The following is a 17,678-nucleotide window of genomic DNA, read 5'->3' on the forward strand; positions in this document are numbered from 1 at the left end:
GGTTCACCGGGGACGGCCGGGGGCGGTCAGCCGGCCGGCGGGGCGTCCGGACGGATGGTGATCACCCGGTCGGTGAGGTGGAGGGTGGCGGCCTCCGGGTCGTTGTAGTTGAGCACCCGCCGGCCGCGGACCACCGCGACCACCAGGTCGGCGCACTCGCGCGGGCTGTGCCCGGCCTCGGCCCGGGTCACCGGGCGCTCGTGGACGTCGAGGCCGGTTCCGTAGGTGAGCAGGTCCTCCATCACCGCGCCGGCGTGCGGGCTGAGCATCGACATGCCGAGCAGCCGGCCCGCCGAACTGGAGCTGGTGACCACGACGTCCGCACCGCTCTGCCGCAGCAGCGGGGCGTTCTCGTCCTCGCGGACGGCGGCGACCACGGTGGCACCCCGGTTGAGCTGGCGGGCGGTCAGGGTGATCAGCGCGGCCGTGTCGTCGCGCTCCGGGGCGACCACCACCCGCGAGGCGCGGGGGAGTTCGGCGCGGAGCAGGGTGTCGGTGCGGGTGGCGTCGCCGACCACGCCGACCAGCCCGTCCAGGGTGGCCTGCTCGACGACCTTGCGCTGCGGGTCGACCACCACGATCTCGTCCCGGCGCACGCCCTGGCCGATCAGGGTGTCGACGGCGCTGCGGCCCTTGGTGCCGTAGCCGATCACGACGGTGTGTTCCCTCACTGCGGACCTCCAGCGTCCGATCCGCCACTGCCGGCGGGTGCGTTCGGTGAGCACTTCGAGCGTGGTGCCGACCAGGATGATCAGGAAGAGCACACGCAGCGGGGTGATCACGAGGATGTTGGTGAGCCGGGCGCTGTCGCTGAACGGGGTGATGTCGCCGTACCCGGTGGTGGAGAGTGTGACGGTGGCGTAGTAGGCCGCGTCGAGGAAGCTCACCCCGCCGCCGGCGTTGTCGTTGTAGCCGTCGCGGTCGAGCCAGACCAGCACGGTGGTGACGACCAGGACGCCGAGGGCGATCAGCAGCCGCCCGGACACCTGACGCAGCGGCGGGCGCGGCTGCTGCGCAGGCAGGACGACCCGGTCGCCGGCCTCGACGTCGTTCTCCGCCCGCCCGCCGCGGCGCCCCGGCAGGCGCGGTCGGAGGCCGGATCGGCCGGTCTGGGAGGTCTGCTCACCGTTCGTCACGTCCCCAAGGATGGCCTGCGTGCCGGGGGCCGGGAGTCCCGGGTCGGCGGCTCGGGCGTGTCGGCGGAGCGGGTGCACCGGTCCCGGCCGCCGTGCGCGGGCGGGCCGCGCGGGGCGCGCACCCCGCGCCCGGCCGGCGCGGAGTAGCTTCGGGGCATGCATGCGATGACGATTCCTGAACCCGGCGGTCCCGAGGCGCTGGTCTGGGCCGAGGTGCCGGATCCGGTGCCCGGCGAGGGGGAGGTCCTGGTCGAGGTGGCGGCCACCGCCGTCAACCGGGCCGACCTGCTGCAGCGGCAGGGCTTCTACAACCCGCCGCCCGGCAGCCCGCCCTACCCGGGGCTGGAGTGCTCGGGGCGGATCACCGCGCTGGGGGCCGGGGTGGCCGGCTGGGCGGTCGGCGACGAGGTCTGCGCGCTGCTGGTCGGCGGCGGCTACGCGGAGCGGGTGGCGGTGCCGGTCGGGCAGCTGCTGCCGGTGCCGAAGGGGCTGAGCCTGGAGCAGGCCGCGGCGCTGCCCGAGGTGGTCGCGACGGTCTGGTCGAACGTCTTCCTCACCGCCCACCTGCGGCCCGGGGAGACGGTGCTGCTGCACGGCGGGGCGAGCGGGATCGGGACGATGGCGATCCAGCTGGCCAAGGCCGTCGGTGCCCGGGTGGCGGTGACGGCGGGCAGCGCCGAGAAGCTCGCCCGCTGCACCGAGCTGGGGGCGGACATCGCGATCGACTACCGGGAGCAGGACTTCGTCGAGGTGCTCCGGGAGGCCACCGGCGGTGCCGGGGCGGACGTCATCCTGGACATCATGGGCGCCAAGTACCTGCAGCGGAACGTGGACGCGCTCGCGGTGAACGGCCGACTGGTGATCATCGGTCTGCAGGGCGGGGTGAAGGGCGAGCTCGACCTCAACAGCCTGCTGCGCAAGCGCGGTGCGGTGATCGCCACCAACCTGCGCGGCCGGCCGCTGGCGGAGAAGGCCGCGATCGTGGCGGCGGTGCGCGAGCACGTCTGGCCGCTGGTCGAGTCCGGGGTGGTCCGGCCGGTGATCGACCGGGTGCTGCCGCTGACGGACGCCGCCGCAGGGCACCGCGCGCTGGAGAACGGCGAGCAGGTCGGCAAGGTGGTGCTGCGCGCCTAGGGCGGGCGCGGGGCCCTGTCGTGGGCGGGGCGGGCGACCCTGCGGAGGACGCCCGGGGCGGCGGCCGGGCGGGTCGCCCGGCGGGCGGCGGTTGGTGCACAGCCGTTCGAAATGCCCGGATCGTCGGATCGTGTGAGGCTGGTCGGGAGCTGTCCCGCCGCCGACCGCGCCCATGCGCGGCCGGCCGTCGGAAGGACCTCGATCGTGGCCGCACCTTCGAACGCGTTCCTCGGGCCGCTGCCCGCCGTGGTCCCGTCCCGCAGCCGTACCGGCCGCCGGACCCGATGCCGGACCGCTCGCCGACTGCGGGCGCTGCAGGCGGTGGCGGTGCTCGGTCTGGTCGTGCCGCTGGCCCTCGCCCCCGCCGCGGTGGCGGTCGCGGCGGGGCCGGCCGCTCCCGCCGAGCAGCCGGTCGGGCCGGGGGCGTCCGCGCCGACCCGGACGCCGGACGCCGAGCCGTCCTCCGCCGAACCCCCCTCCCCGGGGCCGTCCGGCGGCCGGGCCGGTGCGGCCCGGCTCGCCCGCCGCGGGGGCCGCGACGCCCGGCGGGTCGTCGTCCCCCACCGCTGCACCGGAACCGCCGCCCGCCGGGCCGTCCGCGCCGCCGGAGCCCGTCGTGCCCACGGTGGGCGGGGTGCCGACCCCGGGACCGCTCCTGCAGTCCGCGCCGCCGCCGCACCAGGCCGGCCGCCCCCGGTCGATGGCCGGCGGGCCGTGGGCCGAGCGGGGCCCGGGGCGCCGGCACCGCCCGGCCTCGGTGCCCGAGCGCGCCGGGGCGGCCCCCGACCGGGTCCCGGACCGGGTGCCGCAGCGGCCGGTCGAGCGGCCCGTGGGACAGCAGCCGGGGGAGCCGGTGGAGCGGCCCGTCGAGCAGCAGGTCGGGCAGTCGGTCGAGGCCGGGCAGACGGTGTTGGGCGCCGACCCGGTCCCGCCGGACACCACCGGGGCCGGGCCGGCCGAGGACGGCGCCGCGAGTGAGGGTGCGGCGCTCGCCGCAGGGCAGTCCGCCCCGCAGACCGTCGCGGCCGTCCCGCTCGTCGTCCCCGCGCGCTGGGTCGACGCGTCGACCCGGCAGCTGCCGCTCGGTGCCGGCCTCGGTCTGATCGGCTGCGGCCTCGGTCTGATCGGCCTGCGGTTGCGCAAGGGCTGAGCCCGCGCACCGGCCGCCCCGCCGGAACGTCGACCCGTGCGGATCCCGCCGCAGACGGGCCCCGCGGCGGACGGGCCCGCCACGGAGGAACCCCGCTGGAGAACCCCGCTGCGCCGCCGCGCGGACTGAGTATCCGTACGGATGCCCGGAGCCCGCCCGGCGGCGTAGCGTCGTGCGTGCCGGCGGGCGGTGCGGCCGGCGGGGACCGAACGGCGGGTTCGCCGGAACCGGGGGCTTCCGTCCGACCAACCCCAGTGAGGGAGAATGTGGTTCATGACGAATCCGATGGACGAGCGCTCGTCGCAGGAGATGTACCAGGCCATGGGCGGGCAGCCGCAGGACGGCCAGAAGGTGCTGATCGTCGGACCGGACGGGCTTCCGGTGGGAGAGGGTTTCACCCCGCCGGCGGGTGACGGCGCCGAAGGCCCGCGCGAGCTCCCGGTGACCGAGATGGTGGAGCAGCCCGCCAAGGTCATGCGGATCGGCAGCATGATCAAGCAGCTCCTGGAGGAGGTCCGGGCGGCGCCCCTCGACGAGGCCAGCCGTGCCCGGCTGAAGGACATCCACGCCAGCTCCATCAAGGAGCTGGAACTCGGCCTGGCCCCCGAACTGGTCGCCGAGCTGGAGCGGTTGTCGCTGCCGTTCACGGAGGACTCCATCCCCACCGAGGCCGAACTGCGGATCGCCCAGGCCCAGCTGGTGGGCTGGCTGGAGGGGCTGTTCCACGGAATCCAGACCGCGCTGTTCGCCCAGCAGATGGCGGCGCGAGCGCAGCTGGAACAGATGCGCCGGGCACTGCCGCCCGGTCTGCACGGCGGTGACCACGAGGGCGACGACGGCGCCGAGGGCCGCGGTATCCGGTCGGGCCCGTACCTCTAGCCGCACCCCGGGGAGCCGGGCGGGACGTCCCGGAGGACGGCCGCCCGGCCTCCGGCACCGGAGTCGGGACGTACCGCCACGACCGGGCGCCGGGCGGACCGGCGCCCGCACCGCCTGCGGGTGACGGGTTGCGGCCCGGACACAGTGTCGGCCCTGCGCCGATCACTGTCGCCGCGAGCCGATACCCTGGGCCCCTGTCGCAGGCCGGGCGAGCGCCGCGACGGGGGCGGGCAAGGCCAGGGGGCCCGGCCCGCACCACGCAGGACGAGACCGAACGTCACGGTCGCGGCGGCACGGCCGCGCCGAGGGGGAGCAGAGGACCATGAGCGAGCACGGCAACGCGGTCGAGGGCCACTCCCTGGGCAACGGCAGGTACGTGCTGCAGCGGGTGCTCGGCGAGGGCGGCATGGCCTCCGTGCACCTCGCCTACGACAACGTGCTGGACCGCCAGGTCGCGCTGAAGAGCATGCACGCCGAGCTGGGCCGCGACGAGACCTTCAAGGAGCGGTTCCGCCGCGAGGCCCAGTCGGTGGCCCGGCTGGAGCACACCAACATCGTCACCGTCTACGACAGCGGCGAGGACATCGCCGCCGACGGTTCCAGCACGCCGTTCATCGTGATGCAGCTGGTCGACGGCAAGGGCCTGCGCGACGTGATCAACGAGGCGGTCGCGCAGTACGGCGCGGTGCCCACCGCCGAGGCGCTGCGGATCACCGTCGGCGTGCTGAACGCGCTGGAGGCCTCGCACGACCAGGGCCTGGTCCACCGCGACATCAAGCCCGGCAACGTCATGTTCGACCGCAAGGGCACCGTCAAGGTCATGGACTTCGGCATCGCCCGCGCGCTGGACAGCGGGGTCACGTCGATGACCCAGACCGGCATGGTGGTCGGGACCCCGCAGTACCTCTCGCCCGAGCAGGCGCTCGGCAAGCCGGTGGACGCCCGCTCCGACCTCTACTCGGTCGGCGTGATGCTCTTCGAGATGCTCACCGGCCAGCTGGTCTTCGACGGCGACTCGGCGTTCTCGATCGCCTACAAGCACGTGCAGGAGGAGCCGGCCGCGCCCTCCACGATCAACCGCGCGGTCAACCCGGCGGTGGACGCCTTCGTCGCCCAGGCACTGCGCAAGGACCCGGCGCACCGGTTCCCGAGCGCGGCGGCGATGCGCGACGAGGCCGAGCGGCTGATCGCGGCGGAGAAGGGCGGCAACGGCAACCAGCTGGCCGCGAGCACCCCGCTGGTGATCACCGACGGCCCGCGCTCGGTGCACGCGGCGCCGCAGCCGCCGCAGCCGCAGTTCCATCAGCAAGGGGGACAGCAGGGCTTCCAGACGCCCCCGCCCGCCTTCCAGACCCCGCCGCCGGCCTTCCAGACCCCGCCGCCCGCGTTCCAGACGCCGCAGTCCTTCCCGCAGCAGGCGCACACCCCGCCGCCGGCCTTCCAGACCCCGCCGCCCGCGTTCCAGACGCCGCAGCCCTTCCCGCAGCAGGCGCACACCCCGCCGCCGCAGGCGATGCCGATGCCCGCGCCGCCGTTCCAGCCGGCCCCGGCGTCGAACAGCGGCGGCTGCTCCACGGCCCTGGTGATCATCGGCATCATCATCGGCGTGATCGTGCTCGCGATCATCATCATCGCCATCGTGGTGACCAAGGCGGAGAAGGAGGGCACCACGACGAAGACCACGCGGAGCGCCGAGCGGCCCGCGACCGTCCTGTACCTGGACACCCCGACCGACCGGAATGGCCTGCTCTGATGCGTTCCGCCCGGATCGGGCGTGCTACGGGGGAAGGCCGAAGGCGGTAGCGTTCGGGGATACGAAGCGACAGGGCACCGCGATCCGAGCGAAGGCCCGGGGCGAGGAGCGATGGCACAGACGCATCAGCCGGACGACGACGAGGGTGCCTGGACGGCCGGCCCGGCCGGCGAGCCCCCGAAGGCGGGCGAAACCGGTAGCGACGGTGCCACCACCGCGCTCCCGCCGTACGGCGGCGGCCCCCGGACGCCCGGCCGCGGCACCGCGGCCCCGCTCGGCACGGTCGGCGACGGCCGCTACCGGCTGACCCACCGGCTCGGCCGCGGCGGCATGGCCGAGGTGCTCGCGGCCCAGGACATCCGGCTGGGCCGCACGGTCGCGGTCAAGCTGCTCCGCGGCGAGCTGGCCCAGGACGAGATCGCCCGGCTGCGGTTCACGCGCGAGGCGCACGCCGTCGCGGCGCTCAACCACCACTCGATCGTCTCGGTCTACGACACGGGCGAGGAGTACGTCGGCGACGAGTCGACGCCGTACATCGTCATGGAGCTGGTCGAGGGCCGCACCGTCCGCGAGCTGCTCGTGGACGAGGAGGCGCCGCCGGTCGACCAGGCGCTGATCATCATCGCCGGGGTGCTGGAGGCGCTCGCCTACAGCCACCGGCACGGCATCGTGCACCGGGACATCAAGCCCGCCAACGTCATCATCACCACCACCGGCGCGGTGAAGGTGATGGACTTCGGCATCGCCCGCGCGCTGACCGGCACCGCCAGCACCATGACCCAGACCGGCATGGTCATGGGCACCCCGCAGTACCTCTCGCCCGAGCAGGCGCTCGGCAAGCCGGTGGACCACCGCTCGGACCTCTACGCGGCCGGCTGCATGCTCTACGAGCTGCTGACGCTGCGCCCGCCGTTCACCGGAGACACCCCGCTCTCGGTGGTCTACCAGCACGTGCAGGACCCGCCGGTGCCGCCGTCGCAGGCCAACGGGCGGGTGCCGGCGGCGCTCGACCACCTGGTGCTGCGCTCGCTGGCCAAGAACCCCGACGACCGCTTCCAGGACGCCGACGAGTTCCGCGCCCACGTCCAGCACGCGCTGCGCGAGATGCACGGCGCCGGCGGGGCCTGGGCGGCGGGCGCCGCGGCGGCCGGGCTGGCGGCCGCGGGCCAGGGCCACAGCGGGGCCACCCCGATGATCGGCACGGACGAGACCGCCGTGCTCGGCGCCGGTGCCCCCGGCGAGGCGACGACGATGATGCCGTTCCCGCCGTCCTCGACGCCGCAGACCTCGGCCACGCCCTACCCGGGTGCCGGCGGACCGTACGGCGGGGCTGGTGACGGCTCGGGCGGCGACGGCGGCGACGGGAACGGCTCCGGGCGGCGGCGCGGCCCGTGGGGCTGGGTGGCCGGCGCCGTGGCGGTGCTGGTCGCGGCCGGGGCCGGCATCGGGTTCGCGCTGAGCGGCAACGGCGGCGACGGCGGGACGAAGCACGGGCCCACGCCCAGTGCGACGGTGTCGACCGCCACCACGACCGAGGCCGGGACGCCCACCACGGGCCCGTCCCCGACCATGGCGCCGACCACGCAGGCCACGCGGCGGCCGCAGCAGCCGACCGACAACACCTTCGGCGGCAACCAGAGCCCGGCGCCCACGGTGCCCTCCGGCAAGCACACGCCGACCTCCACCGCGACCGCCACCGGGACCAGGACGTCGACGCCGACGGCGACGGCGTCCGGGACCCCGACGGGTGGTGCGACCAGCACCCCGACGGGCGGCGGGACCAGCACGCCCACCGGCGGGGCGACGGCGACCCAGCCGCCGCCGAAGCCGACCTCGACCGGCGGCGGTGGCGGCGGCGCCAGCCCGACCATTCCGGGGCTCGGCGGCTGACCGCCCGGGTCAGTTGGCGAAGGCGTCCAGGACCTGTTCGTACTCCTGGCACCACCAGGCCAACTGACCCGCCGAGGCGGGGTAGAGCGGGTCGGCCCGGTGGTCGGCCCGCTGGTAGCGCCACTGGAGCATCCAGAAGTCGTTGAGCCGTTCCCACCAGACCCGGTGCACCGCGGCGGCCAGGTGCTCCGCGGTGGCGGCCCCGGTGGCCCGGTAGGCCTGCGAGTAGTGCCGGACCCGGACCAGGTCGAGGACCCCGGTGGTCCGGTCGTTGAAGACCAGCGTGGCGGCCCGGACGGCCTCCTCCGCGCGGGGCTGGGGGCCGAGCTTGTCCCAGTCCAGGACGGCCGCGACCCGGCCGTCCTGGTGCAGCAGGTTGAGCCCGTGGAAGTCGCCGTGCGTCCAGCCGGTGGGCGGCGCGGCCGTCGGCTCCGGCCGGCGGTGGGCGTGTTCGGCCAGCAGGTCCAGCCGTTCGTCGAGACGCCGTTCCACCAGGGCGTCCAGCTCGCCGTACGGGCGGTGGTCGCGGGCGCGCAGCTGCAGTTCGCGGGCGAGCGCCGCGCTGTCGAGCGGGTCGGCGCTGTGGTAGCCGGTGGGTTGTGTGACCAGGGCGCAGACTTCGTCGAGTGCGCCGTGCAGGTGTCCGAGCAGCGCGCCGAGTTCGTCGCACTGCGGCAGGGTGAGGTCGGTACCGTGCCGGTGTCGGCCATTCACCCAGGGGAAGAGTGCGAACAGCCGGCCGCCGTACGCGGCCACCGTGCCGGAGCGTTCGGCGCAGCCCAGCGGAGGGGAGACCGGCAGTCCGAGTGCGTGCAGCGCGCCCATCGCGCGGTGGTGCTCGGAGATCGTCCCGCGGTTGGCGGTGGCGGCGTCGACGTAGCACTTCAGGAAGTACGCGCCGGCCTCGGTGGTCACGCGGTAGCCGCGGTTCAACAGGCCCTCGGCGACCGGCTCGGCGGTCAGCAGCCGCCCCACCCGGTAGCGGCGCAGGACCTCGGCGAGAGCGGCGTGCGGGACGGGCGGGCTGAGCGTCCCTATCGGGGGTGCGGAGAGGTCGGGGCGGGCCGGTGCGCAGGCGAGGGTCTGGCTGAAAGTCACAGCCCGAGGTTAGGGCCAGCCGGTGAGAGTCCTTGACAAGGCGTCAGATCTGTGCATGTAGAAGGGGTCGGCGGTGCGGCGGTCCCGGCCGGTGCTCCGGCCGACGTCGCGTCAGTGCTGCTGGTCGGCCTGGTGCCGGGCCACGAAGGCCGCGGCCTGGGTGCGCCGCTCCATGCCCATCTTGGCCAGCAGGCTGGAGACGTAGTTCTTCACGGTCTTCTCGGCCAGGTGCAGTTCGTTGCCGATCTGGCGGTTGGTCATCCCTTCGCCGATCAGGTCGAGGATGCGCCGCTCCTGCCTGGTCAGCTGGGCCAGTCGCTCGTCCTCCTTCTCGCCGCCTTCGCGCAGCCGGGCCAGGACCCGGCTGGTGGCGACCGGGTCGAGCAGCGACCGCCCGGCCGCCACGTCCCGGACGGCGGTGATCAGGTCGGTGCCGCGGATCGCCTTCAGCACGTAGCCGGAGGCACCCGCCATGATCGAGTCGAACAGCGCCTCGTCGTCCGAGAACGAGGTCAGCATCAGGCACTTGATCTCCGGCAGCCGGGAGCGGACCTCGCGGCAGACCTCCACGCCGTTGCCGTCCGGCAGCCGGACGTCGAGCAGGGCGACGTCGGGGTGGACGGTCGGGATCCTGATGATCGCCTCGGCGGCGGTGCCGGCCTCGCCGACCACCTCGATGTCGTCCTCGACCGAAAGCAGATCGTGGACGCCCCGGCGGACCACCTCGTGATCGTCGAGTAGGAAAACCCTGATATGTCCGTTATCAGTCACGCGCAAAGCCTCCCATATCACCCTACAAAAGACCTCTCGCCTGTACGGGGCCGGGATCGCTATCCGGCCAGAGCGGTCAAAACCGATGCCGGTAACCCCCTTACGCGGAAGCCTCCGCCCGGATAACGTGCGCTGGTGTCCTGAAGGCGACCGAATTGAGAGCTGCGCCACACCCGCAGTTGTCGGAGCCCAACAAGTAGGACGTCCTAGCGCAAGGGCGCCAAGGGCTGCCGCTGGGTAACGTTCTCGTGAGGGACGCCGTCGGAACAGGATCACCACCAGCCTCGCAGCCGGTGCGCACACCCACGCGCGCCCCGCAAGGCGGTGACCGGACCGGTCACCGGCGACCCCGGGCGGCCGGACAGACCGAGGAGTGAACGTGACCGTCAAAAGCACGGCGAGGGCTCGCAAGAAGGCGGCCCCCGGCGTCCCTGACACCCTCCGCGCCAAGGGTACGGACGCCCAGCCGGAGCTCGTACAGCTGCTCACCCCGGAAGGGGAGCGGGTCGAGCACAAGGACTTCCCGCTCACCACCACCCCGGAGGAGCTGCGCGCCCTCTACCGCGACCTGGTGCTGGTGCGCCGGTTCGACGCGGAGGCCACCGCGCTGCAGCGCCAGGGCGAGCTGGGCCTGTGGGCCTCGCTGCTCGGGCAGGAGGCCGCCCAGGTCGGGTCCGGGCGGGCCATGCGCACCGGCGACTACGCCTTCCCCACGTACCGCGAGCACGGCGTGGCCTGGTGCCGCGACGTGGACCCGCTGAACCTGCTCGGCATGTTCCGCGGCGTGAACCACGGCGGCTGGGACCCGAACGAGAAGAACTTCCACCTCTACACGATCGTGATCGGTGCGCAGACCCTGCACGCCACCGGCTACGCGATGGGCGTGTCCAAGGACGGCGCGGACGACGCGGTGATCGCCTACTTCGGCGACGGCGCCTCCAGCCAGGGCGACGTCAACGAGGCCTTCACCTTCGCCTCGGTCTACAACGCCCCGGTCGTGTTCTTCTGCCAGAACAACCAGTGGGCGATCTCCGAGCCCACCACCACCCAGACCAAGATCCCGCTGTACCGGCGGGCCTCCGGCTTCGGCTTCCCGGGCGTCCGGGTCGACGGCAACGACGTGCTGGCCTGCCTGGCCGTCACCCGCTGGGCGCTCGACCACGCCCGCAGCGGCAACGGCCCGGTGCTGATCGAGGCGTTCACCTACCGGATGGGCGCGCACACCACCTCCGACGACCCCACCCGCTACCGGCTGGCCGAGGAGACCGAGGCCTGGAAGGCCAAGGACCCGATCATCCGGCTCAAGGCGCTCCTGGAGAAGGAGGGCCTGGCCGACGAGGAGTTCTTCGCCTCGATCGACGCCGAGAGCGAGCAGCTGGGGCTGCGGGTGCGCGAGGGCGTGCGGAGCATGCCGGACCCGGACCCGACCCTGATCTTCGACCACGTGTACGCGGAGCCGCACGCGCTGGTCGATGAGGAACGGGCCGAGTACCTGGAGTACGCGGCCTCCTTCGAGGCGGGGGAGAACCTCTGATGGCCGGTCAGCTCAGCATCGCGAAGGCGCTGAACGAGGCGCTGCGCAAGTCGCTGGAGAACGACCCGAAGACCGTCCTGATGGGCGAGGACATCGGCAAGCTCGGCGGCGTGTTCCGGATCACCGACGGTCTACAGAAGGACTTCGGCGACGGCCGGGTCATCGACACCCCGCTGGCCGAGTCCGGCATCGTCGGCACCGCGATCGGCCTGGCCCTGCGCGGCTACCGCCCGGTCGTGGAGATCCAGTTCGACGGCTTCGTCTACCCCGCGTTCGACCAGATCGTCTCCCAGCTGGCGAAGATGCACGCCCGCGCCCTGGGCCACGTGAAGATGCCGGTCACCGTGCGCATCCCGTACGCCGGCGGCATCGGCGCGGTGGAGCACCACAGTGAGTCGCACGAGGCGTACTTCGCCCACACGGCCGGCCTGAAGGTCGTCACGCCGTCCAACGCGCACGACGCGCACTGGATGCTGCGGCAGGCGATCGAGTCGGACGACCCGGTGATCTTCCTGGAGCCGAAGCGCCGGTACTGGGACAAGGGCGAGGTCGGCGACGCGGCCGACCTGGACCTGCACGCCGCCCGGATCGTCCGCCCCGGCGCCGACGCCACGCTGATCGCCTACGGCCCGATGGTCAAGGTCTGCCTGGAGGCGGCCGCGGCGGCGGAGGAGGACGGCCGCCGGCTGGAGGTCGTGGACCTCCGCTCGCTGTCCCCGGTGGACTTCGCCACCCTGGAGGAGTCGGTCAAGCGGACCGGGCGCGGCATCGTGGTGCACGAGGCGCCGGTGTTCCTGGGCATGGGGGCCGAACTGGCCGCCCGCCTCACCGAGAAGTGCTTCTACCACCTGGAGGCGCCGGTCCTGCGGGTCGGCGGCTACTACGCGCCGTACCCGCCGTCCCGGGTCGAGGAGGCCTTCCTCCCGGACCTGGACCGCGTGCTCGACGCCGTCGACCGCGCGCTCGCGTACTGAACCGGGGAGCGACCATGACCACCGAAGTCCGCTCGCTCCGCGAGTTCAAGATGCCCGACGTGGGCGAGGGCCTCACCGAGGCCGAGATCCTCAGCTGGTACGTCAAGCCCGGTGACACCGTCACCGACGGGCAGGTCGTCTGCGAGGTGGAGACCGCCAAGGCCGCCGTGGAGCTGCCGATCCCGTTCAACGGGGTCGTGGAGCAGCTGTTCTTCCCGGAGGGCGCGACGGTCGACGTCGGTACCGTGATCATCTCGGTCGCGGTGGCCGGCGAGGCCGGGGCGGCCGCCCCGGCGGTGCCCGCACCCGCAGCCGCCCCCGTGCCGGCCGAGGCAGAGGCCGCCCCGGCCGAGCCGGAGCGGCGAGCGGTGCTGGTGGGCTACGGCCCGCGCACCGGCGGCACCCAGCGCCGGGCCCGGCGCACCACGACCACCACCAAGGTCGCCACCCCGGCTCCGGCCGCTCCGGTGGCGCCCGTCGCTCCGGCCCCCGCACCGGTGGTGCCGGAGCAGCCCTCGGGTGAGCGGCCGCTGGCGAAGCCGCCGGTCCGCAAGCTGGCCAAGGACCTCGGCGTCGACCTGCGGGCCGTCACCCCGACCGGCCCGGCCGGTGTGATCACCCGCGAGGACGTCCACGCGCACGCAGCCGCCGTGGCCGCGCCCGCCGCCCCGGTGGAGGCCCCGGCCGCCCCCGAGGCGCCGGTGGCCGTGCCGGTCGCGGTGTCCGGTGCCGGTGACGTCCGGGTGCCGGTCAAGGGCGTCCGCAAGGCGACCGCGCAGGCGATGGTCGCCTCGGCGTTCACCGCTCCGCACGTCACCGAGTTCGTCCAGGTCGACGTGACCCGGACGATGAAGTTCGTGCGCCGGCTCAAGGAGAGCGGCGAGCTGGGCCGGGACGTCCGGGTCAGCCCGCTGCTGCTGGTCGCCAAGGCGCTGCTGGTCGCGATCAAGCGCCACCCGGAGATCAACGCCCACTGGGACGAGGCCGCCCAGGAGATCGTCATCCGCGGCCAGGTGAACCTCGGCATCGCCGCGGCCACCCCGCGCGGTTTGATCGTCCCGAACATCAAGGACGCGGGCGGCAAGACGCTCTCGGGCCTGGCGGTCTCGCTCGGCGAGCTGATCGACACCGCCCGCCAGGGCAAGACCCCGCCGGCCGACATGCAGGGCGGCACGATCACCATCACCAACGTCGGCGTCTTCGGCGTCGACACCGGCACCCCGATCCTCAACCCGGGTGAGGCGGCGATCCTCGCCTTCGGTGCGGTCCGGGAGCTGCCGTGGGTGCACAAGGGCAAGGTCGTCCCGCGTCAGGTGACCACCCTCGCGCTCTCCTTCGACCACCGCCTGGTGGACGGGGAGCTGGGTTCCAAGGTGCTGGCCGACGTGGCCGCGCTGCTGGAGCACCCGAAGCGCCTCATCACCTGGGGCTGACCGGCCCGGGAGACCGAAGAGGGGCCCTTCCCCCGCACCGCGGTGCGGGGGAAGGGCCCCTTCCGTTGCCGGGTCCGGTCAGCGCTGGGGACGCAGCCGGCGCACGGCGATCATGACGCCGGCGCCCAGGGCCAGGACGGCGGCGGAGGCGGCGGCGAGGAGGCCGGTGGAGGCGTCCGCACCGGTCTGGGCCAGCTCGGCGGTGCCGGCCGGCGCCGTGGCGGGCGCGGCGGTGGTGGGTGCGCCGGTGGCTGGCGCGGCGGGAGCCACCGGTGCGGCCACGGCCTTGCCGTCGGCGGTCTGGGCCGGCACGGGCTTGGCGGCAGCGGCCGGCTTGGCAGCGGCCGGCTGGGCGGGAACCGGCTTGGCGGCGGTGGCCGGCTTGGCCGCAGGGGCGGCGGCCTTCGGGTGGATGACCCGGACGGTGCGGTAGCCCCAGCGGCCCTGCTCGCCGTTGCCCGCGGAGGCGTCCGTCACCATGGTCACCTCGTTGAGGCCCTGCGGGGCGTTCGGCGAGAGGGAGACCCGGAACAGCAGGTTGGCCGACCGGCCGTCGGCCAGGCCGGTCCGGAGCGAGCGCAGGTCGGCGCCGAGCCCGGTACAGCCCTGGTTGAGCTTGAGCGGCTTCCACGCGCCGTGCGTCATGACCTCGACCCGGACGTCCGCGGCCCGCAGGGGGAGGCCCCGTGCCACGTTCGCCAGACCGAAGCTCGGCTCGACGTTCGGCAGGTCGGCGCCGGTGAAGTTGACCATTCCCACGCCGAACTCGGTCCACGATCCGTCGGCGCTGATGGTGGCGGGGAGCGGGTCCCGGAAGTCCGCGACGGGAGCGAGCGCCGTGTTCGCCTGCCCGGAGTCGATCGCCGGCGGGGTGCCGTAGCGGATGTCCCCACAGGCCCAGGCGGTGTCGGTGGCGAGGAGCTGCACACCGCCGGCCAGGACGACGGTGGTGGCCAGGGTGGCGAGGGCGCGGCGGCCGGAGAAGGCGCGGTCGTTCTTCGCGAAACGGTTGATAACGGACTTGCGCATGACGTGACTCCCCAGGGTCATCGTTCTGACGGTGTGTTGGTGAAGACGACCGGCCCCGCTCCTTGCGAGCGGAAGCGCCCCCCGGCTCTGCCGGTCTCGCTCTCCGTGCCTTCATCCGTAGAGACGTCCATCCCCGCCGGGGGTTGCAGGTGGGTTCGGAAGTTCTTCGAGATTCCTTCGGACGGCCCGCCGAGGGGGTCCCTTCGGGATACTGCCGGGATGGCAGAGGAGCTGATAACCCGTTCGAAGGGCCGCCGCACCGACCCGGGGGAACGCCGCTCGCTGCGCCGCGACGCCTCCGTCCCGGCGCTGCTGGCCGGGCTGGTGTGCATCGTGGTCTCGTTCTCCGGGCCGCTGGTGGTGGTGCTCGCCGCGGCCGCCGCCGGGAAGCTGGACGAGGCCCGCACCGCGTCCTGGATCTGGGCCGTGGCGATCGGCAGCGGGCTCACCTGTCTGCTGCTCAGCTGGTGGACCCGGACGCCGGTGATCACCGCGTGGTCCACCCCGGGGGCGGCGCTGCTGGTGACCAGCCTCGGTGAGTACCCGTACCGGGAGGCCGTCGGCGCCTTCCTGGTGAGCGCCGTGGTGGTGGCGCTCTTCGGCGTCACCGGACTGTTCGGCCGGCTGATCGCCGCGATCCCGGCGGGCATCGTCAACGCGATGCTGGCGGGCATCCTCTTCTCCTTCGGCGCCGGGATCTTCGGGGCGGTGCACGGTGCGCCCGTCCTGGTGCTCGGCAGCTTCGCGGCGTTCATGCTGGCCAGACGGCTGGTGCCGCGGTACGCCGTCCCGGCCGCGCTGCTGGTCGGCGGTGTGCTGACGGCGGCCACCGTCGGACTGCCGCTGGACCTGGGGCAGGGCGGGCCGACCCGGCCGGTGCTGACGGTGCCCGCCTTCTCCGGGCCGGCCATGGTCGGCCTGGCGCTGCCGCTCACCATCGTCGTGCTGGCCTCGCAGAACGCCCCCGGCCTCGGGGTGATGCGGGCCTTCGGCTACCGGCCGGACGACCGGCTGTTGATCGGGGCCACCGGCGGGCTCTCCGTGCTGCTGGCGCCGCTCGGCTCGCCGGGGGTCAACCTCGCGGCGATCACCGCGGCCATCTGCGCCGGACCGGAGAGCCATCCGGACCCGCGCCGTCGCTACGTCGCCGGGATGTCGGCGGGCGTGCTCTACCTCCTGGTCGGCAGCTTCGGCGGTGTGCTGGTGAGCCTGTTCACCGGCCTGCCGAAGGAACTGATCGCGGTGGTCGCCGGGGTGGCGCTGCTGGCCCCGCTGCAGGGCAGCCTGGCCACCGCGGTCGCCGAGGAGCGCGGCCGGGACGCCGCGCTGGTGACCTTCCTGGCCGCCGCCTCCGGGATGAGCCTGTTCGGCATCGGCTCGGCGTTCTGGGGCCTGCTCCTCGGCCTCGCCACCCACCTGGTGCTGGAGGTGCGCCGGGGCGGCTGAGGTCACGGTCCGTGAGCGCGATCCGTGTGGTCGGGCTCATCGGTATGACCGGTGTGATTCTTGTCGTTCGGCCAGGTCGGTGACTTTTTCGCCGAACCGGAGGGGAGGCGCACCGGGCCGGGTACGTCTTCGCGTCCACCACCCGGGCGACGCCGGGTGACCGGATCCCCGAGGACGCACCCGTATGCCGCCTGGCAACCCTGGCCGTCTCGTCCGGAGTCTGGCCGCGCTCGTGCTGGTGTCCACCGCCGTACTGCCGGCCGCCCTGGAGCTGGCCGGCCCCTCGCCGTTCGGCGTGATCGGCCCCGGCGCCCCCGCCGACCGGGCGGTGCCGCCGCACACCGCCCAGCGCGCCGACCTGCGCGCCGGCGGCGCCGCCCCGACCGTCGACATAAGGCGGACCGGCGACCCGGCCAATCGCATCACCCTGGTCCTGCTCGGCGACGGTTACGCCGCCGACGAGCAGGACCTCTTCCGCCAGCAGGCCGACCGGGCCTGGCGGGCGCTGATGGAGATCGAGCCGTTCCGCAGCTACCAGGGCTTCTTCAACATAAGGCGGGTCGAGGTGGTCTCCCCGGTCTCCGGCATCGCCGAGACCGAGAGCCGGGGCCGCCACCCGGACACCCCGCTCGGCATGCACTTCTGGTGCGAGGGCACCGCCCGGCTGCTCTGCGCCGACGAGTCCGCCACCGCCCGCTTCGCCGGCGACGGGGACGGTCCGCAGTACCTGATCGCGCTGGCCAACTCCACCGAGTACGGCGGCGCGGGCGGCACCGGCGTCACCACTCTGGCCGGCGGCAGCCAGGATGCCGGGCGGATCATCCAGCACGAGATAGGGCACACCGTGGGCGACCTCGGCGACGAGTACGACAGCGCCCCGGACGACGCCGACTACCCCAACCTCTCCACCGAGAACGCCGACGAGATGCGCCGCAAGCAGAACAAGTGGTGGCGCTGGCTCGGCGCGGAGTCCCCGGACGGCGGCGGGACGATCGGTGCCTACCGGAGTGCGAACGGGATCTACCGGCCCACCCAGGACTCGGTGATGCGCACCCTCGGCGGCTCGTACAACCTGCCGTCGCGGGAGGCGATCATCGAGGAGCTCTACCGCCGGGTCCGGCCCACCGACGCCCCGGTGCCCGCCCCCGGCGAGGTGGCGGGCCGGCCCCGCCTGGAGGTCCGCCCGCTGCCGCTGGCCGGCGCGCGGCAGCTCAAGGTCGACTGGACGGTGGACGGCGTCCCGGTGGAGCCGCAGGCGGCGGACCGCAGCTGGCTCGACACCGCCCACCTCAATCTCCCCGCCGGGCACGGCGCCACCGTCACGGCCACCGTCCGGGACACCACCGACTGGGTCCGGGACGAGGCCTTCCGTGACCGCTACATGACCAGGTCGGTCTCCTGGACGGTCACCGGCTGAGGCGCTTCGCGCACGACCCGTGCGGCCCCGACCT

Annotated in this window: 14 protein-coding genes; 10 read left to right on the top strand and 4 right to left on the bottom strand. The window is 74.0% G+C overall.

Features of this window, described 5'->3' with window-relative positions; all coding sequences use genetic code 11:
- Positions 1 to 26: 26 nt before the first annotated feature.
- The gene (locus ACF9IK_RS17855) at positions 27 to 1,082 is read right to left on the bottom strand and encodes a potassium channel family protein (RefSeq protein WP_395298609.1); all 1,056 of its coding nucleotides are present in this window, start codon (positions 1,080 to 1,082) and stop codon (positions 27 to 29) included.
- Between the two features lie 210 nt (positions 1,083 to 1,292).
- Here ACF9IK_RS17855 and ACF9IK_RS17860 point away from each other — a divergent pair, with 210 nt between their 5' ends.
- The 5 genes from ACF9IK_RS17860 (at position 1,293) to ACF9IK_RS17880 (ending at position 7,942) form a co-directional block, all read left to right on the top strand.
- A complete protein-coding gene (locus ACF9IK_RS17860; protein ID WP_395295185.1) occupies positions 1,293 to 2,270 on the top strand; it encodes an NAD(P)H-quinone oxidoreductase in 978 nt (325 codons plus the stop codon).
- Positions 2,271 to 2,886: 616 nt separating this feature from the next.
- Positions 2,887 to 3,420 (top strand): hypothetical protein, encoded by a 534-nt coding sequence (locus ACF9IK_RS17865; RefSeq protein ID WP_395295186.1) that lies wholly within the window; start codon positions 2,887 to 2,889, stop codon positions 3,418 to 3,420.
- Positions 3,421 to 3,693: 273 nt separating this feature from the next.
- Positions 3,694 to 4,299, top strand: a complete 606-nt coding sequence (locus ACF9IK_RS17870) for a bacterial proteasome activator family protein (RefSeq protein WP_395295187.1) — start codon at positions 3,694 to 3,696, stop codon at positions 4,297 to 4,299.
- Positions 4,300 to 4,621: 322 nt separating this feature from the next.
- The gene (locus ACF9IK_RS17875) at positions 4,622 to 6,052 is read left to right on the top strand and encodes a protein kinase domain-containing protein (RefSeq protein WP_395295188.1); all 1,431 of its coding nucleotides are present in this window, start codon (positions 4,622 to 4,624) and stop codon (positions 6,050 to 6,052) included.
- 111 nt (positions 6,053 to 6,163) lie between these two features.
- Positions 6,164 to 7,942 carry a protein kinase domain-containing protein gene (locus ACF9IK_RS17880; protein ID WP_395295189.1) on the top strand — a complete coding sequence of 593 codons (1,779 nt, stop codon included), beginning with the start codon at positions 6,164 to 6,166 and terminating at the stop codon, positions 7,940 to 7,942.
- A 9-nt stretch (positions 7,943 to 7,951) separates the two neighbouring features.
- Here the strand turns inward: ACF9IK_RS17880 and ACF9IK_RS17885 are convergent, their stop codons facing one another.
- Together ACF9IK_RS17885 and ACF9IK_RS17890 are read right to left on the bottom strand one after the other, a co-directional pair.
- Positions 7,952 to 9,040 (bottom strand): phosphotransferase, encoded by a 1,089-nt coding sequence (locus ACF9IK_RS17885; protein WP_395295190.1) that lies wholly within the window; start codon positions 9,038 to 9,040, stop codon positions 7,952 to 7,954.
- A gap of 111 nt (positions 9,041 to 9,151) precedes the next feature.
- Positions 9,152 to 9,811 (bottom strand): response regulator, encoded by a 660-nt coding sequence (locus ACF9IK_RS17890; RefSeq protein WP_395295191.1) that lies wholly within the window; start codon positions 9,809 to 9,811, stop codon positions 9,152 to 9,154.
- A 379-nt stretch (positions 9,812 to 10,190) separates the two neighbouring features.
- Here ACF9IK_RS17890 and pdhA point away from each other — a divergent pair, with 379 nt between their 5' ends.
- The 3 genes from pdhA to ACF9IK_RS17905 are packed head-to-tail and all read left to right on the top strand — an operon-like array spanning position 10,191 to position 13,752.
- The gene (gene pdhA, locus ACF9IK_RS17895; protein WP_395295192.1) at positions 10,191 to 11,345 is read left to right on the top strand and encodes a pyruvate dehydrogenase (acetyl-transferring) E1 component subunit alpha; all 1,155 of its coding nucleotides are present in this window, start codon (positions 10,191 to 10,193) and stop codon (positions 11,343 to 11,345) included.
- The gene (locus ACF9IK_RS17900) at positions 11,345 to 12,319 is read left to right on the top strand and encodes an alpha-ketoacid dehydrogenase subunit beta (protein ID WP_395295193.1); all 975 of its coding nucleotides are present in this window, start codon (positions 11,345 to 11,347) and stop codon (positions 12,317 to 12,319) included. The genes pdhA and ACF9IK_RS17900 overlap by 1 nt, the downstream gene beginning before the upstream one ends.
- Positions 12,320 to 12,333: 14 nt before the next feature.
- On the top strand, positions 12,334 to 13,752 hold the full coding sequence (locus ACF9IK_RS17905; RefSeq protein WP_395295194.1) for a dihydrolipoamide acetyltransferase family protein: 1,419 nt from the start codon (positions 12,334 to 12,336) through the stop codon (positions 13,750 to 13,752).
- 78 nt (positions 13,753 to 13,830) lie between these two features.
- Here ACF9IK_RS17905 and ACF9IK_RS17910 read toward each other — a convergent pair whose 3' ends face one another.
- Entirely contained in the window at positions 13,831 to 14,781 is a 951-nt protein-coding gene (locus ACF9IK_RS17910; protein ID WP_395295195.1) for a hypothetical protein, read from the bottom strand.
- A gap of 219 nt (positions 14,782 to 15,000) precedes the next feature.
- Here ACF9IK_RS17910 and ACF9IK_RS17915 point away from each other — a divergent pair, with 219 nt between their 5' ends.
- Positions 15,001 to 16,227, top strand: a complete 1,227-nt coding sequence (locus tag ACF9IK_RS17915) for a benzoate/H(+) symporter BenE family transporter (protein ID WP_395295196.1) — start codon at positions 15,001 to 15,003, stop codon at positions 16,225 to 16,227.
- A gap of 184 nt (positions 16,228 to 16,411) precedes the next feature.
- Entirely contained in the window at positions 16,412 to 17,644 is a 1,233-nt protein-coding gene (locus ACF9IK_RS17920; RefSeq protein WP_395295197.1) for a M64 family metallopeptidase, read from the top strand.
- The last annotated feature ends 34 nt before the right edge of the window (positions 17,645 to 17,678 follow it).

Origin of the sequence: Kitasatospora hibisci (assembly GCF_043950205.1) — a bacterium.
Lineage (GTDB): Bacteria > Actinomycetota > Actinomycetes > Streptomycetales > Streptomycetaceae > Kitasatospora > Kitasatospora hibisci.

Bases quoted from the DNA above. Each gene is read 5' to 3' on its own strand.
- ACF9IK_RS17875 (WP_395295188.1), top strand. From the start codon at position 4,622: ATGAGCGAGCACGGCAACGCGGTCGAGGGCCACTCCCTGGGCAACGGC.
- ACF9IK_RS17915 (WP_395295196.1), top strand. From the start codon at position 15,001: ATGGCAGAGGAGCTGATAACCCGTTCGAAGGGCCGCCGCACCGACCCG.
- ACF9IK_RS17870 (WP_395295187.1), top strand. From the start codon at position 3,694: ATGACGAATCCGATGGACGAGCGCTCGTCGCAGGAGATGTACCAGGCC.
- ACF9IK_RS17910 (WP_395295195.1), bottom strand. From the start codon at position 14,781: ATGCGCAAGTCCGTTATCAACCGTTTCGCGAAGAACGACCGCGCCTTC.
- ACF9IK_RS17920 (WP_395295197.1), top strand. From the start codon at position 16,412: ATGCCGCCTGGCAACCCTGGCCGTCTCGTCCGGAGTCTGGCCGCGCTC.
- ACF9IK_RS17905 (WP_395295194.1), top strand. From the start codon at position 12,334: ATGACCACCGAAGTCCGCTCGCTCCGCGAGTTCAAGATGCCCGACGTG.
- ACF9IK_RS17900 (WP_395295193.1), top strand. From the start codon at position 11,345: ATGGCCGGTCAGCTCAGCATCGCGAAGGCGCTGAACGAGGCGCTGCGC.
- ACF9IK_RS17880 (WP_395295189.1), top strand. From the start codon at position 6,164: ATGGCACAGACGCATCAGCCGGACGACGACGAGGGTGCCTGGACGGCC.
- ACF9IK_RS17860 (WP_395295185.1), top strand. From the start codon at position 1,293: ATGCATGCGATGACGATTCCTGAACCCGGCGGTCCCGAGGCGCTGGTC.